13 protein-coding genes are annotated in these 17,561 nt (G+C 39.5%); 8 read left to right on the forward strand and 5 right to left on the reverse strand.

The genetic code is table 11. From position 1 onward, the window contains the following. Positions 1-152 precede the first annotated feature (152 nt). From ACLPIE_RS19965 to ACLPIE_RS19990, 6 genes are all read left to right on the forward strand, one after another. Complete coding sequence (locus ACLPIE_RS19965; protein WP_430263493.1) at positions 153-2,342, forward strand: type VI secretion system Vgr family protein; 2,190 nt, start codon at positions 153-155, stop codon at positions 2,340-2,342. Then, positions 2,342-3,877, forward strand: coding sequence for a VRR-NUC domain-containing protein (locus ACLPIE_RS19970; RefSeq protein WP_272693152.1), 1,536 nt, complete (start codon positions 2,342-2,344; stop codon positions 3,875-3,877). The genes ACLPIE_RS19965 and ACLPIE_RS19970 overlap by 1 nt, the downstream gene beginning before the upstream one ends. A gap of 10 nt (positions 3,878-3,887) precedes the next feature. After that, entirely contained in the window at positions 3,888-5,024 is a 1,137-nt protein-coding gene (locus ACLPIE_RS19975) for a type VI immunity family protein (protein ID WP_272693153.1), read from the forward strand. Between the two features lie 15 nt (positions 5,025-5,039). Continuing rightward, on the forward strand, positions 5,040-5,309 hold the full coding sequence (locus ACLPIE_RS19980; RefSeq protein WP_272693154.1) for a PAAR domain-containing protein: 270 nt from the start codon (positions 5,040-5,042) through the stop codon (positions 5,307-5,309). A gap of 253 nt (positions 5,310-5,562) precedes the next feature. Then, positions 5,563-6,654: an ATP-binding protein gene (locus tag ACLPIE_RS19985; RefSeq protein ID WP_272693155.1), complete on the forward strand. Its 1,092-nt coding sequence runs from the start codon at positions 5,563-5,565 to the stop codon at positions 6,652-6,654. Between the two features lie 56 nt (positions 6,655-6,710). After that, the gene (locus tag ACLPIE_RS19990; protein ID WP_430263471.1) at positions 6,711-7,079 is read left to right on the forward strand and encodes a hypothetical protein; all 369 of its coding nucleotides are present in this window, start codon (positions 6,711-6,713) and stop codon (positions 7,077-7,079) included. A 44-nt stretch (positions 7,080-7,123) separates the two neighbouring features. On the opposite strand, the gene ACLPIE_RS19995 is transcribed toward ACLPIE_RS19990, so the two are convergent. Next, positions 7,124-10,150, reverse strand: coding sequence for a Tn3 family transposase (locus ACLPIE_RS19995; RefSeq protein ID WP_144139449.1), 3,027 nt, complete (start codon positions 10,148-10,150; stop codon positions 7,124-7,126). A gap of 176 nt (positions 10,151-10,326) precedes the next feature. Here ACLPIE_RS19995 and ACLPIE_RS20000 point away from each other — a divergent pair, with 176 nt between their 5' ends. Both ACLPIE_RS20000 and ACLPIE_RS20005 read left to right on the forward strand, forming a co-directional pair. Then, on the forward strand, positions 10,327-10,956 hold the full coding sequence (locus ACLPIE_RS20000; protein WP_176455180.1) for a recombinase family protein: 630 nt from the start codon (positions 10,327-10,329) through the stop codon (positions 10,954-10,956). Between the two features lie 159 nt (positions 10,957-11,115). Next, positions 11,116-13,113, forward strand: a complete 1,998-nt coding sequence (locus ACLPIE_RS20005; RefSeq protein WP_144139452.1) for a BCCT family transporter — start codon at positions 11,116-11,118, stop codon at positions 13,111-13,113. Positions 13,114-13,184: 71 nt separating this feature from the next. Here ACLPIE_RS20005 and ACLPIE_RS20010 read toward each other — a convergent pair whose 3' ends face one another. The 4 genes from ACLPIE_RS20010 to ACLPIE_RS20025 all read right to left on the reverse strand — a co-directional run bounded on the left by ACLPIE_RS20010 (position 13,185) and on the right by ACLPIE_RS20025 (position 17,533). Continuing rightward, a complete protein-coding gene (locus tag ACLPIE_RS20010; protein ID WP_144139455.1) occupies positions 13,185-14,042 on the reverse strand; it encodes a universal stress protein in 858 nt (285 codons plus the stop codon). A gap of 2 nt (positions 14,043-14,044) precedes the next feature. Continuing rightward, positions 14,045-15,523 carry a SulP family inorganic anion transporter gene (locus tag ACLPIE_RS20015; RefSeq protein ID WP_192876244.1) on the reverse strand — a complete coding sequence of 493 codons (1,479 nt, stop codon included), beginning with the start codon at positions 15,521-15,523 and terminating at the stop codon, positions 14,045-14,047. A gap of 284 nt (positions 15,524-15,807) precedes the next feature. Then, positions 15,808-16,233: a glutaredoxin-dependent arsenate reductase gene (gene arsC / locus ACLPIE_RS20020; protein ID WP_144139461.1), complete on the reverse strand. Its 426-nt coding sequence runs from the start codon at positions 16,231-16,233 to the stop codon at positions 15,808-15,810. A 10-nt stretch (positions 16,234-16,243) separates the two neighbouring features. Beyond that, on the reverse strand, positions 16,244-17,533 hold the full coding sequence (locus ACLPIE_RS20025; protein WP_144139498.1) for an arsenic transporter: 1,290 nt from the start codon (positions 17,531-17,533) through the stop codon (positions 16,244-16,246). Positions 17,534-17,561: the final 28 nt, after the last annotated feature.

Raw genomic sequence — 17,561 nt, forward strand, 5'->3', positions numbered from 1 at the left:
TGCCACATTCTTGAAACGGGTAACGAGTCTTATCGTTTTAAACACCGAGATTAAGATTATTTTTTTAGATATTAGGTGGAGTATTTTTCAATGATCATCGTGGTGGATTTTTTGAAGATCATTGACAGGCCAAGACGACATTATTAAAAACAATAGGTATTGAACCATTATCGACAGGGCTGGTGTTTAATTGCGAGATAGGTGGGTTCCCATCGGGTACTTTCCTCGTCACAGAGTTTACTTTGACTGAGGGATTATCAACGCTTTATACCTTAAACTTAAGTGTCGTGAGTCTCTTACCCTTTATTGATTTTCAGTCACATTTAGGCCGTGCTTCGTCATTGACGGTTAAACGAGACGGTCAAATAATACGAACGGTGAATGGTTTACTTTCCAGTGGTGTGCAGGGTAATACAGATGGTGTCAAAACCTGGTATCACTTTGAGATACGCCCTGAAATGTGGGTGATGACCTTAAACCAAGATAGTCGTATTTTTCAAAATAAAACGACACCCGAAATTTTAAAGATATTGTTAGATGAAGCTCATATTAAATCAGACTGCTTATTTTATCGAAAAGGATTACACCAGCCCCGCGCTTATACAACACAAAAAAGAGAATCTGCGTATGAGTTTTGGTGTCGTTTAGCTTCCGAAGAAGGGATTACGTTTTGGTTTGAGGAAAATCAACTGTTTTACAGTGATGAACATATGGGAATGACGGCAGGTATTCATCTTACATATAACCCACAGTCTGAAACTGATATTACAGATACGATCGCATCTGTCTGGCGTTATGGTGAGTCGTTGTGCAGTGACCAACTCATTCAAAAAGATAATAACTATATACGTCCTTCTTACCCATTGATGCACGAACAAAATGATGAAAATAAAATGGGGCAGCACAGTGTATTTGAAAGCTATGGGCGATTTCAATTAGACGACGAAGGTCGTCCGCTGACTCAAGCACGTTTTGAGCAATTACAAAGTGGTAGGCGAGCTGGAACTGCGATAACTAACTGCTTTGCTTTACGTCCCGGTAAGATTTTTACGTTAACAAACCACCCACATGAACCGATGAATGATAGTTGGCAAGTGGTGGCAATCACACATAGAGGCGTACAGCCACTCGCTGATAATGGCGGAGGGGAAGGGACGCAACTGAGTAATAACGTTTCATTTATACCGGGCAGAGAAGAGTGGCGTCCACCTTATCGTTATAAGCCTACCGCAGATGGCGATGAAATTGCCACGGTTGTTGGACCTCCGGGGGAAGAAATCTATGTTAATGAATATGGTGCGATTAAAGTGCATTTTCATTGGGATAGATACGGAAAACCAGATCACGGTGCTTCTTGTTGGGTGCGTGTTGCCATGAACTGGAGTGGCGGTGGGTACGGCTTTTCTGCCGTGCCGAGGATCGGGACTCAAGTATTGATCACCTATATTGGTGGCGACTTGGATAGACCCATGGTGGTTGGCTGTACCTATGATGGACGTAATCATCCCCCTCTGAATTTTCCAGATCAAAAAACGCAAACGACTTTTCGGACAAAAACGCATAAAGGCAGTGGATTTAATGAATTGCGTTTTGATGACGATAATGGTCGCGAAGAAGTGTTCATTCATGCTCAAAAAGACATGAATACTTATGTGCTGAATGATAGAACCACTGAGGTTAATCATGACCACAGTGAATGGATTAAACACGACCAATCACTTAAAGTTGATCACGATGTGACTGAGGAAATCGGTCATCAGCGTTCAACGGTGATTGGTGATAATGATACTTTGATTACAAAAGGTTATCGTCATCGAGAAACCGAAAAAAATGAAAGTTTAAATGTGAAAGGGCAGCAAACGCTAACGATAGGCAAAAGCCAATTTATCGATATTACGGGCGACCAAAAAGTGATGGTTGGGCGACATATCGAGCTTCGTGCTAAAAGTGGCGAAATCGTGATTGCCAATGCGGGCGGGCACATCATCATTGACCCACAAGGGAATATCAAAATTGAAGGGGCAACTGTCTCCATTAATCAGTTAGGGGGAGGCGGTGCTTTATCGGATGCAATTTATGATTATTCAGCGGGTTTTGTATTGAAAAATGAGTCAACAGGCCAACCGTTAAAACAAATGCTATATAAAATAACCTCCCCGGATGGGCAGGAAGTCATTGGTAAGACAGATGCCGCTGGGCGTACTGCAGTTGTTCAAACGCAAAGTACTGAATCGCTAACACTGCAATTAGCAGAAACACCTCCACCGAAAAAAGAGCGATATTTTCGTGTCTCCGATAATACCGAACAAGAATACATTATGGAATTCAAGGAGGAACAATAATGCCGGATAATAAAATAAAGTTTTCAAACAATATGCAGTGCAGTACGGCAACGACCATTCGAGCAGACATGGAACAAGGCGAATTCCCAAGTGATGAGGACCCGTGTTATTTAATGGAGCGCGCCGCGTATGCGATCCATTTTCCTAAAATTAGTATTTCGAAAAAAAGAGGGACGCAGTATTTAAAACAACTGGCGATGAGCCAAATCATTCAGACTGAAGAGAAGCTCAGTGATAACTACTGGGCTTACAAGGCGGAAGTGGTGTTTGCTATGAAAGCTGACAGGAGTGTGCCTATTCCGATGCTATCGCGTGGTCATGATAAAAATCGCTCCCGCTCTTTTAGTCTATTTGCCAGACCTTCGGTTGCGAATGCCATTAAATTTGGTGTTACGCATATTCGCCGCCCGGATATCATCCTTGTTGAGGATGAAAATAAACGTTGGCCTGGTCGTAAAGTTTCTTACTTTGATGGTTGGGATTATGACGATAACTTGAAGATGTTGATTGAGATTAAATTTCCTGGAGACACATTAAGTGAGCGGCAAGAAAGAGATTATAAATTAATTTCAACCAAAGATCGTTTTGGTTTATTACGCATTGATAAATCTGATTTAGATTTCCGTACAACGGAAGCCGCGGGTGAGCGAGAAGCCCTATTAGGTAAGTTTGGTTATTTGTTTCCTAGCTTATTTCCTCCCATTAATCGTCCTATTCCTCCTTCACAGCCAGAACCGGTTAGAGCTCGTGAAGAAGCGCTGTTTGATAAAATACTCAATAGCCCTTATTTCCCCTTATTAGATATTCGTAATACCCCGCTGATTAAAGACTCCCCTTGGGAGGGAAAATTACCTGAGTGGCAACTGTGGACAATTATGACGGAAAAAACCGTGGAAAGTTTGGCCAACAATGAATGGCAAAAGACCCTTATTCGTGATGCGAGCCTCATCGCGAAAGTATTGGTGATGCCTGTAGTTTATCAACAAAAAGTGGGGCAAGCCCTCTCTGAAATGGGACTATTGCATGAACGCTATACAATAGACACGGAACCCACGAGTAGTTGGTATTTTTTATCCGATGAGTTACTGGCGGACTTTAAAGCGGCTGGCGCCTTTTTTATGGAGGCAGGACAATGGGTGTGTGATGCATTGATTGACCCAAAAACGCAAGCTGCGGTTAAAGTCGCTTTTTACTATATTGTGGCAGAAACAAAAGCGGTTATCACTTTGACTGAAAGAGATTTAGAACAATATGCCAACACGGTACTCAATGAGACGGATTTTACGGCGGAAGATATTAAAAACTTTGCGTTTATTCAGGTGGTGATGCAAGTCTCCAGTGGCCCATCAGGAATGGTGATGTTAGCCATTAAGAAAAACACCTCTGAGGAGGTTCAGTATATTATGCTCGGAGTGGTTGCTGCGATTGCATTAATCATATTGGCTATTTTTCTTGCTGGGGCTGAAATTATGGGCTTGGCGGTAGCGGCATTAGCTTCAATAGGCTCATCATTTGCGACGTTAGCGTTGGAGTAGAGAGAAAAACATGACATTGGAAGCTCAAAAACAGCATATCGAACAGCAACTGGCCAATTTTTCATTGCTTAATAGTGAGGGAATGGCAGTGAGCCGTTTGGGTATCACCCTCATTATGATTTATCCGTTCGGCTATACCGCAGAAAAAAAACAGAATGCCTTAAACTGTTTTCGTCGTTTTCGTGACGAGTTTGGGTATGAACTGCGTTTTCATACCCACGGATTTTCAGGACTCAAAAAATACAATGAAGCGAATATTGAAAAATTTGAAACCAAATTTTTGGTAGGCACTGACAAAGATGATCTAGAGTGGCATGTGAGCGATGCATTTGATGCAGAAACTGCGGCAAATTATATTATGTCGATGTCACTCTCGCTGGAAGCGAGCGGGCACTATGATCGTACATATTTAAAATTAACCTTGCCTTGGGATTATATTTTTCAAGAAAATGGATTGGCTAAATTTCAAGGGTGGTTTAATTTCCTCAAAGAACAGTTATCTCCCGATGCGGGCTATTGTGATTTTGGCATCACCTTGCCTAGAAATTACCATGAATATCAAGCCCAAGAACGAACGTTAGCAGAACGCTATCCATTACTGTCTGTAAATTCAACCATACATATGGATGCTGCTGATTTTGGAACCTCTGTTCGCGGTGTTAATTGGATCACCATTATCTCGCCATATTTATTGCAACGCCTTGGTGGAATAGAATGGGTGCGTAAAAAATTATCCCCCTATCCTGAAATCCAACTCATTGAAAGTCCCGAGTCATTAGTGATACAAATTGGTGAATATCCCATACTCTGTGATTCATTAGCCTCTGTGCCAGAAAGTTATTATGCGGTGAATGATTTGCTTCGACCTATTCGCCTTGTACCGGATGATAGCCTACATACTCGTGGCTACGGCCATTTTGATATCCCTGCTACGCAAGCGTGGTATAAGCGGTTAGATAGAACACCTTTAAAAATTACACCGATCACGGCAGGTGAGCCCGCATTAGTGGCAGGTTACTATCACACTGAAAAAGGGGGGTTAAAAGAGGCCTATTTTGAACAAGGGGATATTGCGTTTGATGTAAATAAAAATCCCGAAGGTACTACCCTTTGGCATTTAGTACGAGAAGGGAAACGGGATGATTAATCGTGAGAAAATATTATGCGCTGTACAATTGATAACCGTAAAGTGATCCAGAAAGGCGATACAACATCAACAGGGGGCATTGTGCTTGAAGGGAGTTCTTTTGCAAGCCAAGGTGCTGCTATTGCAACTGTTGGAATGAAAGTCTTTTGTCCTGCTTGCAAAAAAACAGGCAGTATCGCAGAGGGGGCCAATTATTCTCAAATCGCAGGTAAAGCGATTGCCTTGGAAGGACATAGAGTATCTTGTGGTTGCTCTAAAAATTGTACTTTAGTTGCGGTCGGTTAATTGGTACTTTAGTAAGTGTGGGATTTTTGTACTATTTAAGTGTGATAGAAAGTGAAGTAAATATTAACATCAATTCTATTGACGAAATCCAGTGACCGTTGACGTTTTCTATAAGTCCAAATTGACTATCAAATTAAGCCTCTAGACGAGGCTTAATTATTAATAAGGGAGCCGCATTTCTATCTTATTCCTTTAGTGAAGATGGCGTATAATCATCCAAATAACCATTTTATGGCGGTGTAAGGAAACCCAAATGAAAGATATTAATTTAATCTCACTCACACAAGCGGCAAATACATTAAGTGAAGCCTATTTTACGCGTTATTATCAATATTATGGTATCGAGATTAAACCGGATGAAGTCGAAGTATTAAAAAAATTTGTCACAAAGCTAAGTTATGAGTGTGGTGATAAACAGATATTTAATCATTTTTTTGTTGGTTATAAAATCCCTCAAATCAGTAAAGAGTTTGATTTACTTCGAATTGGTGACAAGTACATTGTCAATATAGAATTAAAGCGAGAGTGCACAGAAGAAAAAATCAAAAAACAATTAATCCAAAATCATTATTACTTAAAATTTCTCAATGAAAAAAATTTTAATTTCACCTATGAGTTATCGACAGATTCGTTATATTTTCTAAAAGATGATAACCTAAATGTAGTCAATTTTAACTTTCTGCGTGGAATACTATTAGGTCAAATCTTGATTGAAATTAAAAATATAGACTCATTATTTAATCCTTCGAATTATTTGGTTTCACATTTTAATTCAACTGAAAAATTTTTAGACGGGCAGTATTTTTTAACAGGGCAACAAAGTGATATCAAACGGGCTGTGATTGCCAGAGTTAATGCTCCTTCAGGGGATCATTTTGCGGCGGTTATTGGTAGTGCTGGTACAGGAAAAACTCTGTTAGTTTATGATATTGCTAATAATTTAAAGTCTGCAGGTAAACGAATATTGATCATTCATGGTGGGGGATTAAATCCAGGGCAACATTATTTAAATAACCAAGGGTGGGATATTCAACCGATAAAACAGATTGAGAATATCAATGTCAATGATTACGATGTTATTTTCATAGACGAAGCGCAACGAATGAGAGCGTATCAATATGTTAACTTTATAGAAAAAATTAGACAAAGTAGTTGTAAGTGTATTTTTTCTTATGATAAATCACAAACCTTAAACCATAATGAAATAATAAATAATGTCCCCGATAAAATATCATCTCTTGCTGGTGCCGTTACGTATTCGCTATCAGAAAAAATAAGAACAAATAAAGAAGTTGCGGCATTTATTCGCGGTTTTTTTAATAATAAAAAAATGACCCTGTTTTAAATTGTGGTAATGTAAGTTTTGAATATTATGACAATATTTCCGATATGATGTTTTTTATGCTAAATTTAAAATCAAAAGAATGGGAAATATTGCAATTCACTCCCCCATTGATAGGTTTAAGTACTCATCAGCGTTATTTCGATAATTCGAATCAAACATCTCATGGTGTTATCGGGCAAGAATTTGATAATGTTGCCGTCATTGTTGATCCTTATTTTAATTATGACAAAAATGGCGATTTGACCTACTCTGGTGACTCTTATTACCCTGCTAATAAAATGTTATTCCAAAACATGACCCGCACGCGCAATCAATTAAAAATCCTTATTCTCAATAATCCCGTTATCCTCGACCGTTGCTTAACGCTATTAGGGGTTTCGCGCCCATTTCATCCAAAAGTCCAAAGTTTTCTCGTAGCCCTTTGATATCAGGGGCTACAGACGATATGCAAATTAATAATATAAATAGACTATGCCGCTAAGCTTAATGACTCTTCTGAAATGAGAGGATCTAAATTCTCCAGTAATCTTTCCAGTACAATATTATCTTTTTTAAGGCCAAAGGTGTAATTACCAGCCAACTGTATATGCTGCCATGCAACAGGCGATAACTCGGCTATCATATTGACCGCTTCTTGATTATTTTCACGCGCAAATTTTTCAATCAAACTGGATAATAATGCGGAATTATAATAAATAATGCAGTTAGCGATGATACGAGCACAATCATTCCATTGTTCTATCTGGTAATCATCACCACCTCTAAATTGATTACCATTAATTGACGCGATTGCACGCCGTAATTGATGGTAAGCCTCACCCCGATTAAGTGCCTGTTGGACGAACTGCCTGAGCATTTTGTCATCAACATAATCGAGAACATATAAGCACTTAATTAATCGGTCATATTCACGAAGAGCCGCTAAGGTGCGATTGTTTTTCTTACTGTTAGAAAGCTTAGTAATCACCGTGCTTTGTGTTGTCGTTTTACGGCTTAATGAACAAATTATCCATTGAATATTTTCCCACTCTTCCTGAATGAGTGATAAATTGAGCGATTTTTTAAGTTTCAAAGAAAGGATCTCATCATACTCGATGTCAAACAATTCATTAAAAACGTGTTTAAATTTTGCGTATCGCGGGGCAAACTGATATCCAAAGAGATCAAGGATAGCAAAGTTTACGTTGTTAACGCCATGCGTGTCTGTTGCTAATGTTTTGGGCTGAATATGACTGGTATTATTATAGAGTAAATCGAATGCGTGGTGGGCCTCATATTCATTGGCTGAAATCACTTTCGTGTTTATTGGTATATGATTTGAAACTAATGTGAGTGCCGATACACCTTTCCCTTTTCGGAAGTATTTGGCAGAAAAACGGGCTTTAAATGTATTGATTCGGCAACCATGTTTTTGGCCATCAATGCTACCAAATGGGGCACTTTCGTTAATCGTATAATAGTTGAAAATGGGGAGTTTTGCTAAAGCATCAGATATCATATCATTAGCTTCACTCGTTGTTTCAGGTCTAATATACCCATCATTGACGGCTCTAAGCACACCGATGGCTCTATCTGATATTGATGACATATGATGAACACCATAGTTTGAGCCATTTCCAAATATGCAAGCGAGTAAATCACCCTCTTTGGCCTTAGTGTTTTTCTTTTTTGATGCGATATTTTTGAATGCATCTAAGTAACCCGTTTTTTGATGAACATAGTCCATAATTTCAATGATCCCCATATGTTGGAGCTGGTTATATATGGGATTATCAATATCATCTTTCCAGCGTTTATTCGCCAGTTTCCATGTTAACTGATTTGAACGTGGTTGAAGTGTCACGAAATCATTGGCTCCATCATGGATATTACGACCAATACGCTCCATTTGATCGCTCAATTTTTGCTTTAATTCCGAAAGCGTTTGTTCTATTGCCGTATTGAGCCGAGTTAATCCTGTTTTTTGAATGATAACATGGCTTTTTTTCCACTCGGAGGCTGAAATCAAATCATCGTCTAAACGCTTGTTATTTGCGCTTTCATTGATGTAAATATGATTACTCTCAATCATCCTAGCCACTTTTTGGTATAAATAGTATTCAAATCGTTGAGTATTAACCTGTTCATCTATCAAGATAAAAGGTTTATCGTTTTTTAATAGTAATCGCTGATCGGCGGTAGAAATGTGCTTATCTTTTTGAAGTTCTAATTTTGCTGTTAATAATTGGGAAGACAGCAGTTGTAATTCTGGTTCGCATTCGATATCAATAGCGAGAAAAAGTGATCTCATCGTATTCGCAATTTTTCTGTATTGTGTATCAATGTATAGCCACTCATAATGGGTTTTATCAAAACTATTCTTATTAAGATGTTGACTTATTAACTGAATTTCATCTTTAGAGATCATTGTAAATGCATTTTGGCGAATATCACCAAATTGCGTATTGTCACTGACGGTTTCATCAACAAATAGGTGTAAAATATTACCCGCATGCATTAACTTTTCACGAATAATTTCCAGTTCTTCTGCAATGCGTAACTTAGCTGAAGCACTCGCAGCTTCCCTTTGCTTTCTCGTCACATACAAAAAAGCCGTTACCAATTTATCATTAGTTTCTTGATAGCGAAAAAATAGATAACAAACCAGATATAACATGCCTTGCCATTCGGGAAATCGACGAATTTTATAAATCGATTGATGTTGAATAATCGATGCATAATAGCTTAAATTACCTAATGATAATCCCAATTCACCAACAAGACGTTTTACGTCGGGATACACACTTTTTATGGTGTTATGCGTTTCAATTTCACTTGCGAGCTCTGTAGGTGTAAAGTTTTTAGCTGCGCCTTGTTGGCCAGATAGACTATTTAAGACCCCTTTTGTATGCAGTATCTTCTTTAATTTTTTATGTATTATTGGTGGCACGCTATTTGACAGGATCAACTCCGTACGATGCCTCTCATTAGCTAAAACTGTGGTGATCATATTTTGCAAAGTGGAATAACCCACTAATCCAATTCTGTTTTGTCCTAAAAAAGCAAGGCATTCATCAAAAATATATTTTGGATATGTACAGATTGTTGCAACATCACTCAAACGCTCTATCAAGGCTTGTTTATCTCGTTTTAATAACCGCGAAAAACCCAGTATTTCATGCATTTTAGCAATCAATGTTGCTCGAGTGCTTTTAGCAATAAAGGGATATTTCGGTTTTCTATTTGGAAAATGTGTCGCATAAATATAGTCAACATCGTGTTTAACCTCTCGTAGTTTAAATTGAGCGACAACAGGCTTCGCGCGAAAATAACCAATCAGAAGAATTAAATATATTTTCGTTTCAATTTTTCCCATTTTAGCGAGGATTTTTTTGATACTCGGATCTAATGAAAAATATTCTTCACGCTCAATTTGATTAAATATTGGACGAGAATAGAGCTCATGAATTTCCTGTTCAGTCAAAATTTGAATACGGCCTGATTTAATCTCTTTCATTGTGGTTATGTTCTATCCTCTAAAAATAAACAACATCATATAATGGATGCGCGCGTAATCGATACAGAAGTGCAATTTAAGTCTACCTTAACTACACTAAGTGAAATCTAGTGTAGTAAGTATGAAAAACAGATGTATAATGCACCGATATAACAATACCAATGTATAGTGCACCGATGAAGACAAATATAAGAATTTATGGATATCTACGTGCTTCTACGCATGAGCAAGATGCGTCAAGAGCAAAAAATGAACTGTTGAAATTTGCTGAAGGAATGGGGCTACAAATTGCCTGCTGGTTTGAAGAAAATGAGTCAGGCGCTCAGCTTCACCGACCTGAACTCTTTCGCTTACTCAATGTGGCTATGCCCGGAGATATTATTTTAGTTGAACAAGTGGATAGAATTAGCCGCTTGAATACCGATGACTGGGAAAAATTAAAATATCTCATTGGACATAAAGGGTTAAAGGTCGTTTCTTTAGATCTGCCAACCAGTTACCAGTTTATGAGTCGCACCGATGAATTTACAGAACGAATGCTTGCAGCCCTTAACAGTATGATGTTAGACATGCTGGCAGCGGTTGCAAGAAAGGATTACGAAGATAGACGGCGTCGTCAAGCGCAAGGAGTGCAAAAAGCCAAACAAGAAGGGAAGTATAAAGGCCGTCCGGTCAATAAGATATTACACCAAAAAATTGAAGGTCTTCTAATGGAGAAAAAAAGCTATAGCCAAATAGAAAACCTGATAGGTTGTTCGCGGCATACTATTTCGAAAGTATCAAAATTGATGAAAATAGTACAATAAATGTCCCTCTATTCGTTTATCAAGTTTATAGTCATACCGCTTGGTATGACATAAGAGAGATATTTAAGTATACACAAGAGTTTTAATTAAATAACTTATATTTATCACCATAAACCGAGCTTCATGACAATCATGAGCACGCATTAAAAGGGAGATTGAATGTCATCATCACCACAAAAGTCTCAAACGTGGGGGAAGATAAATCCGCCCGTTTTCTTTGTTTCCGCTTTTATTATTTTATGTGTCGTTGCAATAGCCGCTATTTTTCCTCAACGTTCTGAAATTTTGTTAAAAACCCTACAAGCTCAACTTTTTGAGAATGCCAGTTGGTTTTATATTCTGGCTGTCGCATTGATTTTATTGACCGTCGCCTATTTAGGGCTCTCTCGATTTGGCCAAATTAAACTCGGTCCAGATCATGCTCAACCGCAATTTAGTTATCTTTCCTGGTTCGCTATGTTGTTTTCTGCCGGAATGGGCATTGGACTGATGTTTTTCGGGGTCGCAGAACCCGTGATGCACTATCTTGCTCCCCCCGTTGGAGACCCACAAACGGTTCAAGCTGCAAGAGAAGCAATGGAAATTACATTTTTCCATTGGGGCTTACATGCCTGGGCGATTTATGCCATTGTCGCCTTAATTCTCGCTTTTTTTAGTTATCGACATGGCTTACCGCTTACATTGCGTTCAGCTCTCTATCCCATCATTGGTGAACGTATCTATGGTCCAATGGGACATGCTGTTGATATTTTTGCTGTTGTTGGCACCGTTTTTGGGGTTGCAACTTCGCTTGGATTTGGTGTTTTGCAAGTCAACGCAGGATTAGCGCACTTATTCGGTTTTCCTGTCAGTCCAACGATGCAAGTAATTTTGATCGTTGTGATCACAGGATTAGCGACGTTATCAGTCGTCAGTGGTTTAGATAAAGGTATACGAATTCTCTCTGAACTCAACCTCAGTTTAGCGGGTTTATTATTATTATTAATTGGGATTTTAGGCCCGACAGTACTGTTACTTAAATCTTTTGTCCAAAATACCGGGGCTTATCTTTCAGATATCATCAATAAAACCTTCAATCTTTATGCCTATGAACCGCAATCGAGTGAATGGTTAGGGGGATGGACATTATTGTACTGGGGATGGTGGCTTTCATGGTCCCCTTTTGTGGGCATGTTTATTGCGAGGATCTCTCGAGGCCGTACTATTCGTGAGTTTGTTACTGGTGTTTTGTTTGTTCCTGCTGGGTTTACACTGCTTTGGATGACTTTTTTTGGAAATAGCGCCATCCATTTGATCCGTGATAATGGGGCAGAAATGTTGGCGCAAGTCGTCCAAAAAGACGTTGCACTCGCCTTATTTGAATTTTTAAATTACTTTCCGTTTTCATCTGTTCTTTCTTTTGTTGCTATGTTGATGGTCATTGTTTTTTTTGTGACATCTGCGGATTCTGGGGCGATGGTTGTCGATACGTTAGCCTCGGGTGGTGAAATACACACACCCGTTTGGCAACGTATTTTTTGGGCCTTTTTGATGGGGGCCGTTGCAATCACACTTTTATTGGCCGGCGGATTAACAGCATTGCAAACCATGACGATAGCGACCGCGTTACCCTTTGCGATTATTTTATTGATTGCTATCGTCGGATTGCTAAAAGCTTTACGGATTGATGTGTATAAAAAAGACAGTCAACAGCTTGCTACTTTAGCACCGAATACCGGACGTGGGGGGTTATCATGGGAGCGTCGATTACGTAAAATAGCGTTCTTTCCTAAACGTAATCAGGTTAAACGTTTCATGACGGAAGTGATTGAGCCGGCTATGCAGTCAGTCGTCACTGAGTTGGAAAAGCAGGGGACCGAGGCCACTATCCATAATGAGAAAGACGATAGGGTGACTCTTGAAGTACAATTTGGTGAGAACCTCAATTTTCTCTATGAAATACGATTACGAGTCTATTTGACGCCTTCTTTTGCATTAGTGGGTATGGATGATGATGAAAATAATGAGTCTCAGAAATATTACCGTGCTGAAGTTTATTTAAAGGAAGGTGGGCAAGACTACGATATTATGGGATGGAGTGAAGCGCAGATTATTCATGATATCCTCGATCAATATGAAAAACACATTCATTTTATTCATATTGTCGATAAATCGTAGCCATTTATTATGATAGAGAGGTGACGAAAGCGAGTCACCTCTCTTGGTAATAATGACTATAGACGAAAAGACTAACGAATGATGAGTAATGACACGGGCGTTTTATGTATTATCTCTGTCGTATGACTTCCGGTAAGAAATTGCCTCAATCGCGAATGACCAAAAGCCCCCATGATGATCAAATCAATATGGTGTTGTACTGCAAAGTTACACAACTCATCAACGATGCTATTGTCACCCTCAAGTAAATTGACTTTCACCTGAATACCGGCTTGATGAAGTTGGTTTTGTGCTTTTTTGAGCTGACAGTCTTGGTTACCGTACATCACCAGATAGCAATCACTACCAGCTAATAATTTCACTTGTGTTAACCGATGAATGACTCGTTCACCTTCCTCACTGCCATCAAATGCAATCATTATCTTTTTCGGTGGGGTAAAGTTTCGCTTACAGATAAGCACTGAGTTTTTTTGAAGTCGAATAATGCCTTCGAGTTGACGGCCAATATGGCCCGTTAATTCAGATTGCTCGCCTCGACGACCAAGTACAACAATATGCGTATCTTCTTGATTTAGCATTTCGGCTAACGTTCCTTGTCGCTGAAGTGTATTAACATCATGAAGACCTAAATCTTGAGTGATTTTTTTTGCACTCATCAATAATTGTCGGCCTTCCTCACGGGTTAAACGCGCTCGCTTTTCCTCAATATCCACGAGTTCATTCAATAAAGTTTCTCGGGTATCAAATCCGATGATCCCACTTAAATCATGGTGTGCTGATGTCGAGATTTTTTCATTCATGTGTAACAGTGTCAGTGGTAGGTCGAGTGTTTGAGCTATCCAAGCACTGGCGTGACATACAGCAATTGCCGAGGACGAACGGTCAATACACCCAATTACGCAATTTTTTTGAATGATATCTGCTGCCATAATTAATGACCTCCCATGAATTTTTCAATTTTTTTCGGATCGTCATGAATACCAAATTTATCAACCAACGTTGCGGTGGCTTCATTCATCCCCTTAATTTCAACATCAATCCCTTCACGTCTAAACTTAATCACCACTTTATCTAACGCACTGACTGAGGTGATATCCCAAAAATGAGCTTGATTCACATCGATAATCGCTTTATCAATGTCTTCTTTAAAATCAAAGGCATTAACAAAGCGTTCTGATGTGGCAAAGAAAATTTGCCCCCGAACTCCATAATGGCGCACTTTTTTATCTAGCGTTGATGTAACTGTCATGTATCTCGCCACTTTATTGGCAAAATTAAGCGCTGCAATGAGCACTCCGACAAGTACCCCATAAGCCAGATTATGGGTCCAAACGACAACAATTACTGTGGCTATCATAACAACGCTGGTTGATAGCGGATGAACTCGTATATCAGCAAGGGATTGCCAAGAAAAGGTCCCAATTGATACCATAATCATCACAGCAACTAAGGCAGCCATTGGAATTTTTGATACCCAATCATTAAGAAAAACCACCATTAGCAATAAAACAACGCCTGCAACCAGTGTCGATAATCGACCTCGACCACCCGATTTAATATTGATGATGGATTGACCTATCATGGCACATCCTGCCATCCCGCCAATAAAAGCGGTGGCAATATTGGCAATACCTTGCCCTTTACATTCTCTATTTTTATCACTGGTTGTATCGGTCAAATCATCCACAATCGTTGCGGTCATCATCGACTCAAGTAACCCAACAACCGCAAGAGCGAGCGAATAAGGTAGTATGATAATGAGTGTTTCTACGTTTATTGGCACATCGGGTAAAAGGAAAATAGGTAAGCTATCAGGTAAAGCCCCCATATCCCCGACGGTGCGGATATCAAGGCCAAGGCCTATTGAAATGACCGTTAATACAACGATACACACTAATGGTGAAGGAATGGTCTTATTGATTAATGGAAACAGATAGATAATCCCTAAGCCTGCCGCGGTCATCGCATAAACATGCCAACTCACATGGGTTAACTCAGGAAGTTGGGCTAAAAAAATCAAGATAGCTAACGCATTAACAAACCCTGTTACGACAGAGCGTGAAACAAACCGCATTAAATTACCGAGCTTTAAATATCCTGCGATAACTTGAAATATCCCGGTTAAAACCGTCGCGGCTAATAGATACTGAAGGCCATGTTCTTTCACAAGAACGACCATTAAAAGTGCCATTGCTCCCGTTGCGGAGGAAATCATACCGGGGCGTCCCCCAATAACAGCAATAATCACTGAAATAGAAAATGCTGCGTATAACCCTACTTTAGGGTCGACGCCGGCAATAATTGAAAAAGCGATTGCTTCAGGAATTAACGCTAAAGCAACAACAATACCGGCGAGGACATCCCCACGGATGTTACCCAGCCAGTCCTGACGAGAGGAGGACAAAAGCATATTAGACTACCTTGTAATCTATCAATCCCAAGATGGGAGAGCATATTTTAAATAAACGAAATTATCCCAAAGAAGGGATATGGAAATTGGCTGATTTAGTATCAACCTAAAAGGAAGGAGGTATCTCAGGGTGGCGTAAGGCGCATAATATGATCAGCTGTTCCTATGAATTGTATGTTTTTTTTAAAATACCAATATCAACGACCTTAAGCAAGTACCGGATTGACATGAGCATACTGATGCCCTGCATCGGTATGCTCATCATGATAAATATCGTCAGTGATTTACTTTACTCTGATGCCTTGTTTATCAACAATAACCTCGCCATCTTCTTTGATAAATTCTCGTTGTTGCGAATGAGGTAATATATCCAAAACGACTTCTGAAGGTCGGCAAAGCTTAGTTCCTACTGGTGTAACAACAATCGGTCTATTAATCAGTATTGGGTACCGCAACATAAAATCAATGAGTTGGTCATCGGTATAAATATCTTTTTCTAAGTTTAATTGCTCATAAGGCTCAACATTTTTTCGTAATAACGCCCTTACCGTGATTTTCATATCGGCAATAAGTTGTACTAACATATCCTTAGACGGCGGTGTTTCCAGGTAATAAATAATCGTTGGCTCAACACCACTATTGCGGATCATAGCAAGCGTATTGCGTGAAGTGCCACAATTTGGATTGTGATAAATGGTAATTTCATTCATTCGGTTAGCCTTAATTTAACAGTGAAAGTCGAAGCACTAAAGCAACGAGAGTGACAATGAGCACAGGGAGTGTCATGATGATCCCCGTTTTAAAATAATATCCCCATGTAATGGTCATGTTCTTTTGTGATAAAACATGCAACCATAACAATGTTGCCAAGCTGCCAATTGGTGTAATTTTTGGCCCTAAATCGGCACCAATCACATTGGCATAAACCATCGCCTGTTGGATTAACTCTGTCGCATCACTCCCTTCAATAGATAGCGCACCAATTAATACCGTTGGCATGTTATTCATTATGGATGATAAAAATGCGGTAATAAATCCAGTGCCTAGAGTAGCTGCCCATAACCCTTTGTCTGCAAGGTAATTGAGCGTTTCAGAAAGATAATCGGTTAACCCTGCATTTCTTAAACCATAAACAACCAAATACATACCTAAAGAAAAAATGACGATTTGCCACGGGGCGCCACGTAACACTTTTTTGGTATTAATCGTATGGCCTCTGGCTGCAATCACCCAAAGAATTAAGGCGCCAATTGCAGCAATAGCGCTAACAGGGATACCTAATGGTTCTAAGACAAAGAATCCGATGAGCAATAGTACCAATACCAGCCAACCTGTTTTAAACGTTGCCATGTCCTTAATAGCTAAAGCTGGCTCAATCAATTTAGTAATATCATATTGCTTAGGAATCTCTTTACGGAAAAACCAATGCAGCATCACGAGCGTTGCGATAATCGCCGCAATATCCACTGGCACCATAATCGAGGCATATTCCGTAAATCCAATATTAAAGAAGTCCGCAGAAACGATATTCACGAGGTTCGAAACAATCAGCGGCAAGCTCGCCGTATCTGCAATAAACCCAGCAGCCATGATAAATGCTAATGTTGTGCCTTTGTTGAAACCAAGTGCCAATAACATCGCAATCACAATGGGCGTTAATATCAATGCCGCGCCATCATTAGCAAATAAAGCCGCCACCGTTGCACCAAGTAACACAATATAACTGAATAACAGCCTTCCTTTACCCCCGCCCCATTTGGCAACATGTAATGCCGCCCATTCAAAGAAACCACTTTCATCTAAAAGTAGGCTAATGATAATGACGGCAACAAATGTCGCCGTGGCATTCCAAACAATGTTCCAAACAATCGGGATGTCTTGAAAACTGATCACACCAAAGAGCAGTGCCAATACCGCCCCTGCCGTAGCACTCCAGCCAATACCCAGTCCTTTGGGCTGCCAAATAACAAAGGTGATCGTTAAAATAAAAATGAATGCGGCAATAAACATAACAACCTCGTTTAAAAGGTGCTTTTGT

It is taken from the genome of Providencia sp. Me31A, from assembly GCF_050487165.1.
GTDB lineage: Bacteria > Pseudomonadota > Gammaproteobacteria > Enterobacterales > Enterobacteriaceae > Providencia.

Bases quoted from the DNA above. Each gene is read 5' to 3' on its own strand.
- ACLPIE_RS19970 (WP_272693152.1), top strand. From the start codon at position 2,342: ATGCCGGATAATAAAATAAAGTTTTCAAACAATATGCAGTGCAGTACG.
- ACLPIE_RS20015 (WP_192876244.1), bottom strand. From the start codon at position 15,523: ATGCTTTTGTCCTCCTCTCGTCAGGACTGGCTGGGTAACATCCGTGGG.
- arsC (WP_144139461.1), bottom strand. From the start codon at position 16,233: ATGAATGAAATTACCATTTATCACAATCCAAATTGTGGCACTTCACGC.
- ACLPIE_RS19980 (WP_272693154.1), top strand. From the start codon at position 5,040: ATGCGCTGTACAATTGATAACCGTAAAGTGATCCAGAAAGGCGATACA.
- ACLPIE_RS19975 (WP_272693153.1), top strand. From the start codon at position 3,888: ATGACATTGGAAGCTCAAAAACAGCATATCGAACAGCAACTGGCCAAT.
- ACLPIE_RS20010 (WP_144139455.1), bottom strand. From the start codon at position 14,042: ATGGCAGCAGATATCATTCAAAAAAATTGCGTAATTGGGTGTATTGAC.
- ACLPIE_RS19985 (WP_272693155.1), top strand. From the start codon at position 5,563: ATGAAAGATATTAATTTAATCTCACTCACACAAGCGGCAAATACATTA.
- ACLPIE_RS20005 (WP_144139452.1), top strand. From the start codon at position 11,116: ATGTCATCATCACCACAAAAGTCTCAAACGTGGGGGAAGATAAATCCG.
- ACLPIE_RS20000 (WP_176455180.1), top strand. From the start codon at position 10,327: ATGAAGACAAATATAAGAATTTATGGATATCTACGTGCTTCTACGCAT.
- ACLPIE_RS19990 (WP_430263471.1), top strand. From the start codon at position 6,711: ATGCTAAATTTAAAATCAAAAGAATGGGAAATATTGCAATTCACTCCC.
- ACLPIE_RS20025 (WP_144139498.1), bottom strand. From the start codon at position 17,533: ATGTTTATTGCCGCATTCATTTTTATTTTAACGATCACCTTTGTTATT.
- ACLPIE_RS19995 (WP_144139449.1), bottom strand. From the start codon at position 10,150: ATGAAAGAGATTAAATCAGGCCGTATTCAAATTTTGACTGAACAGGAA.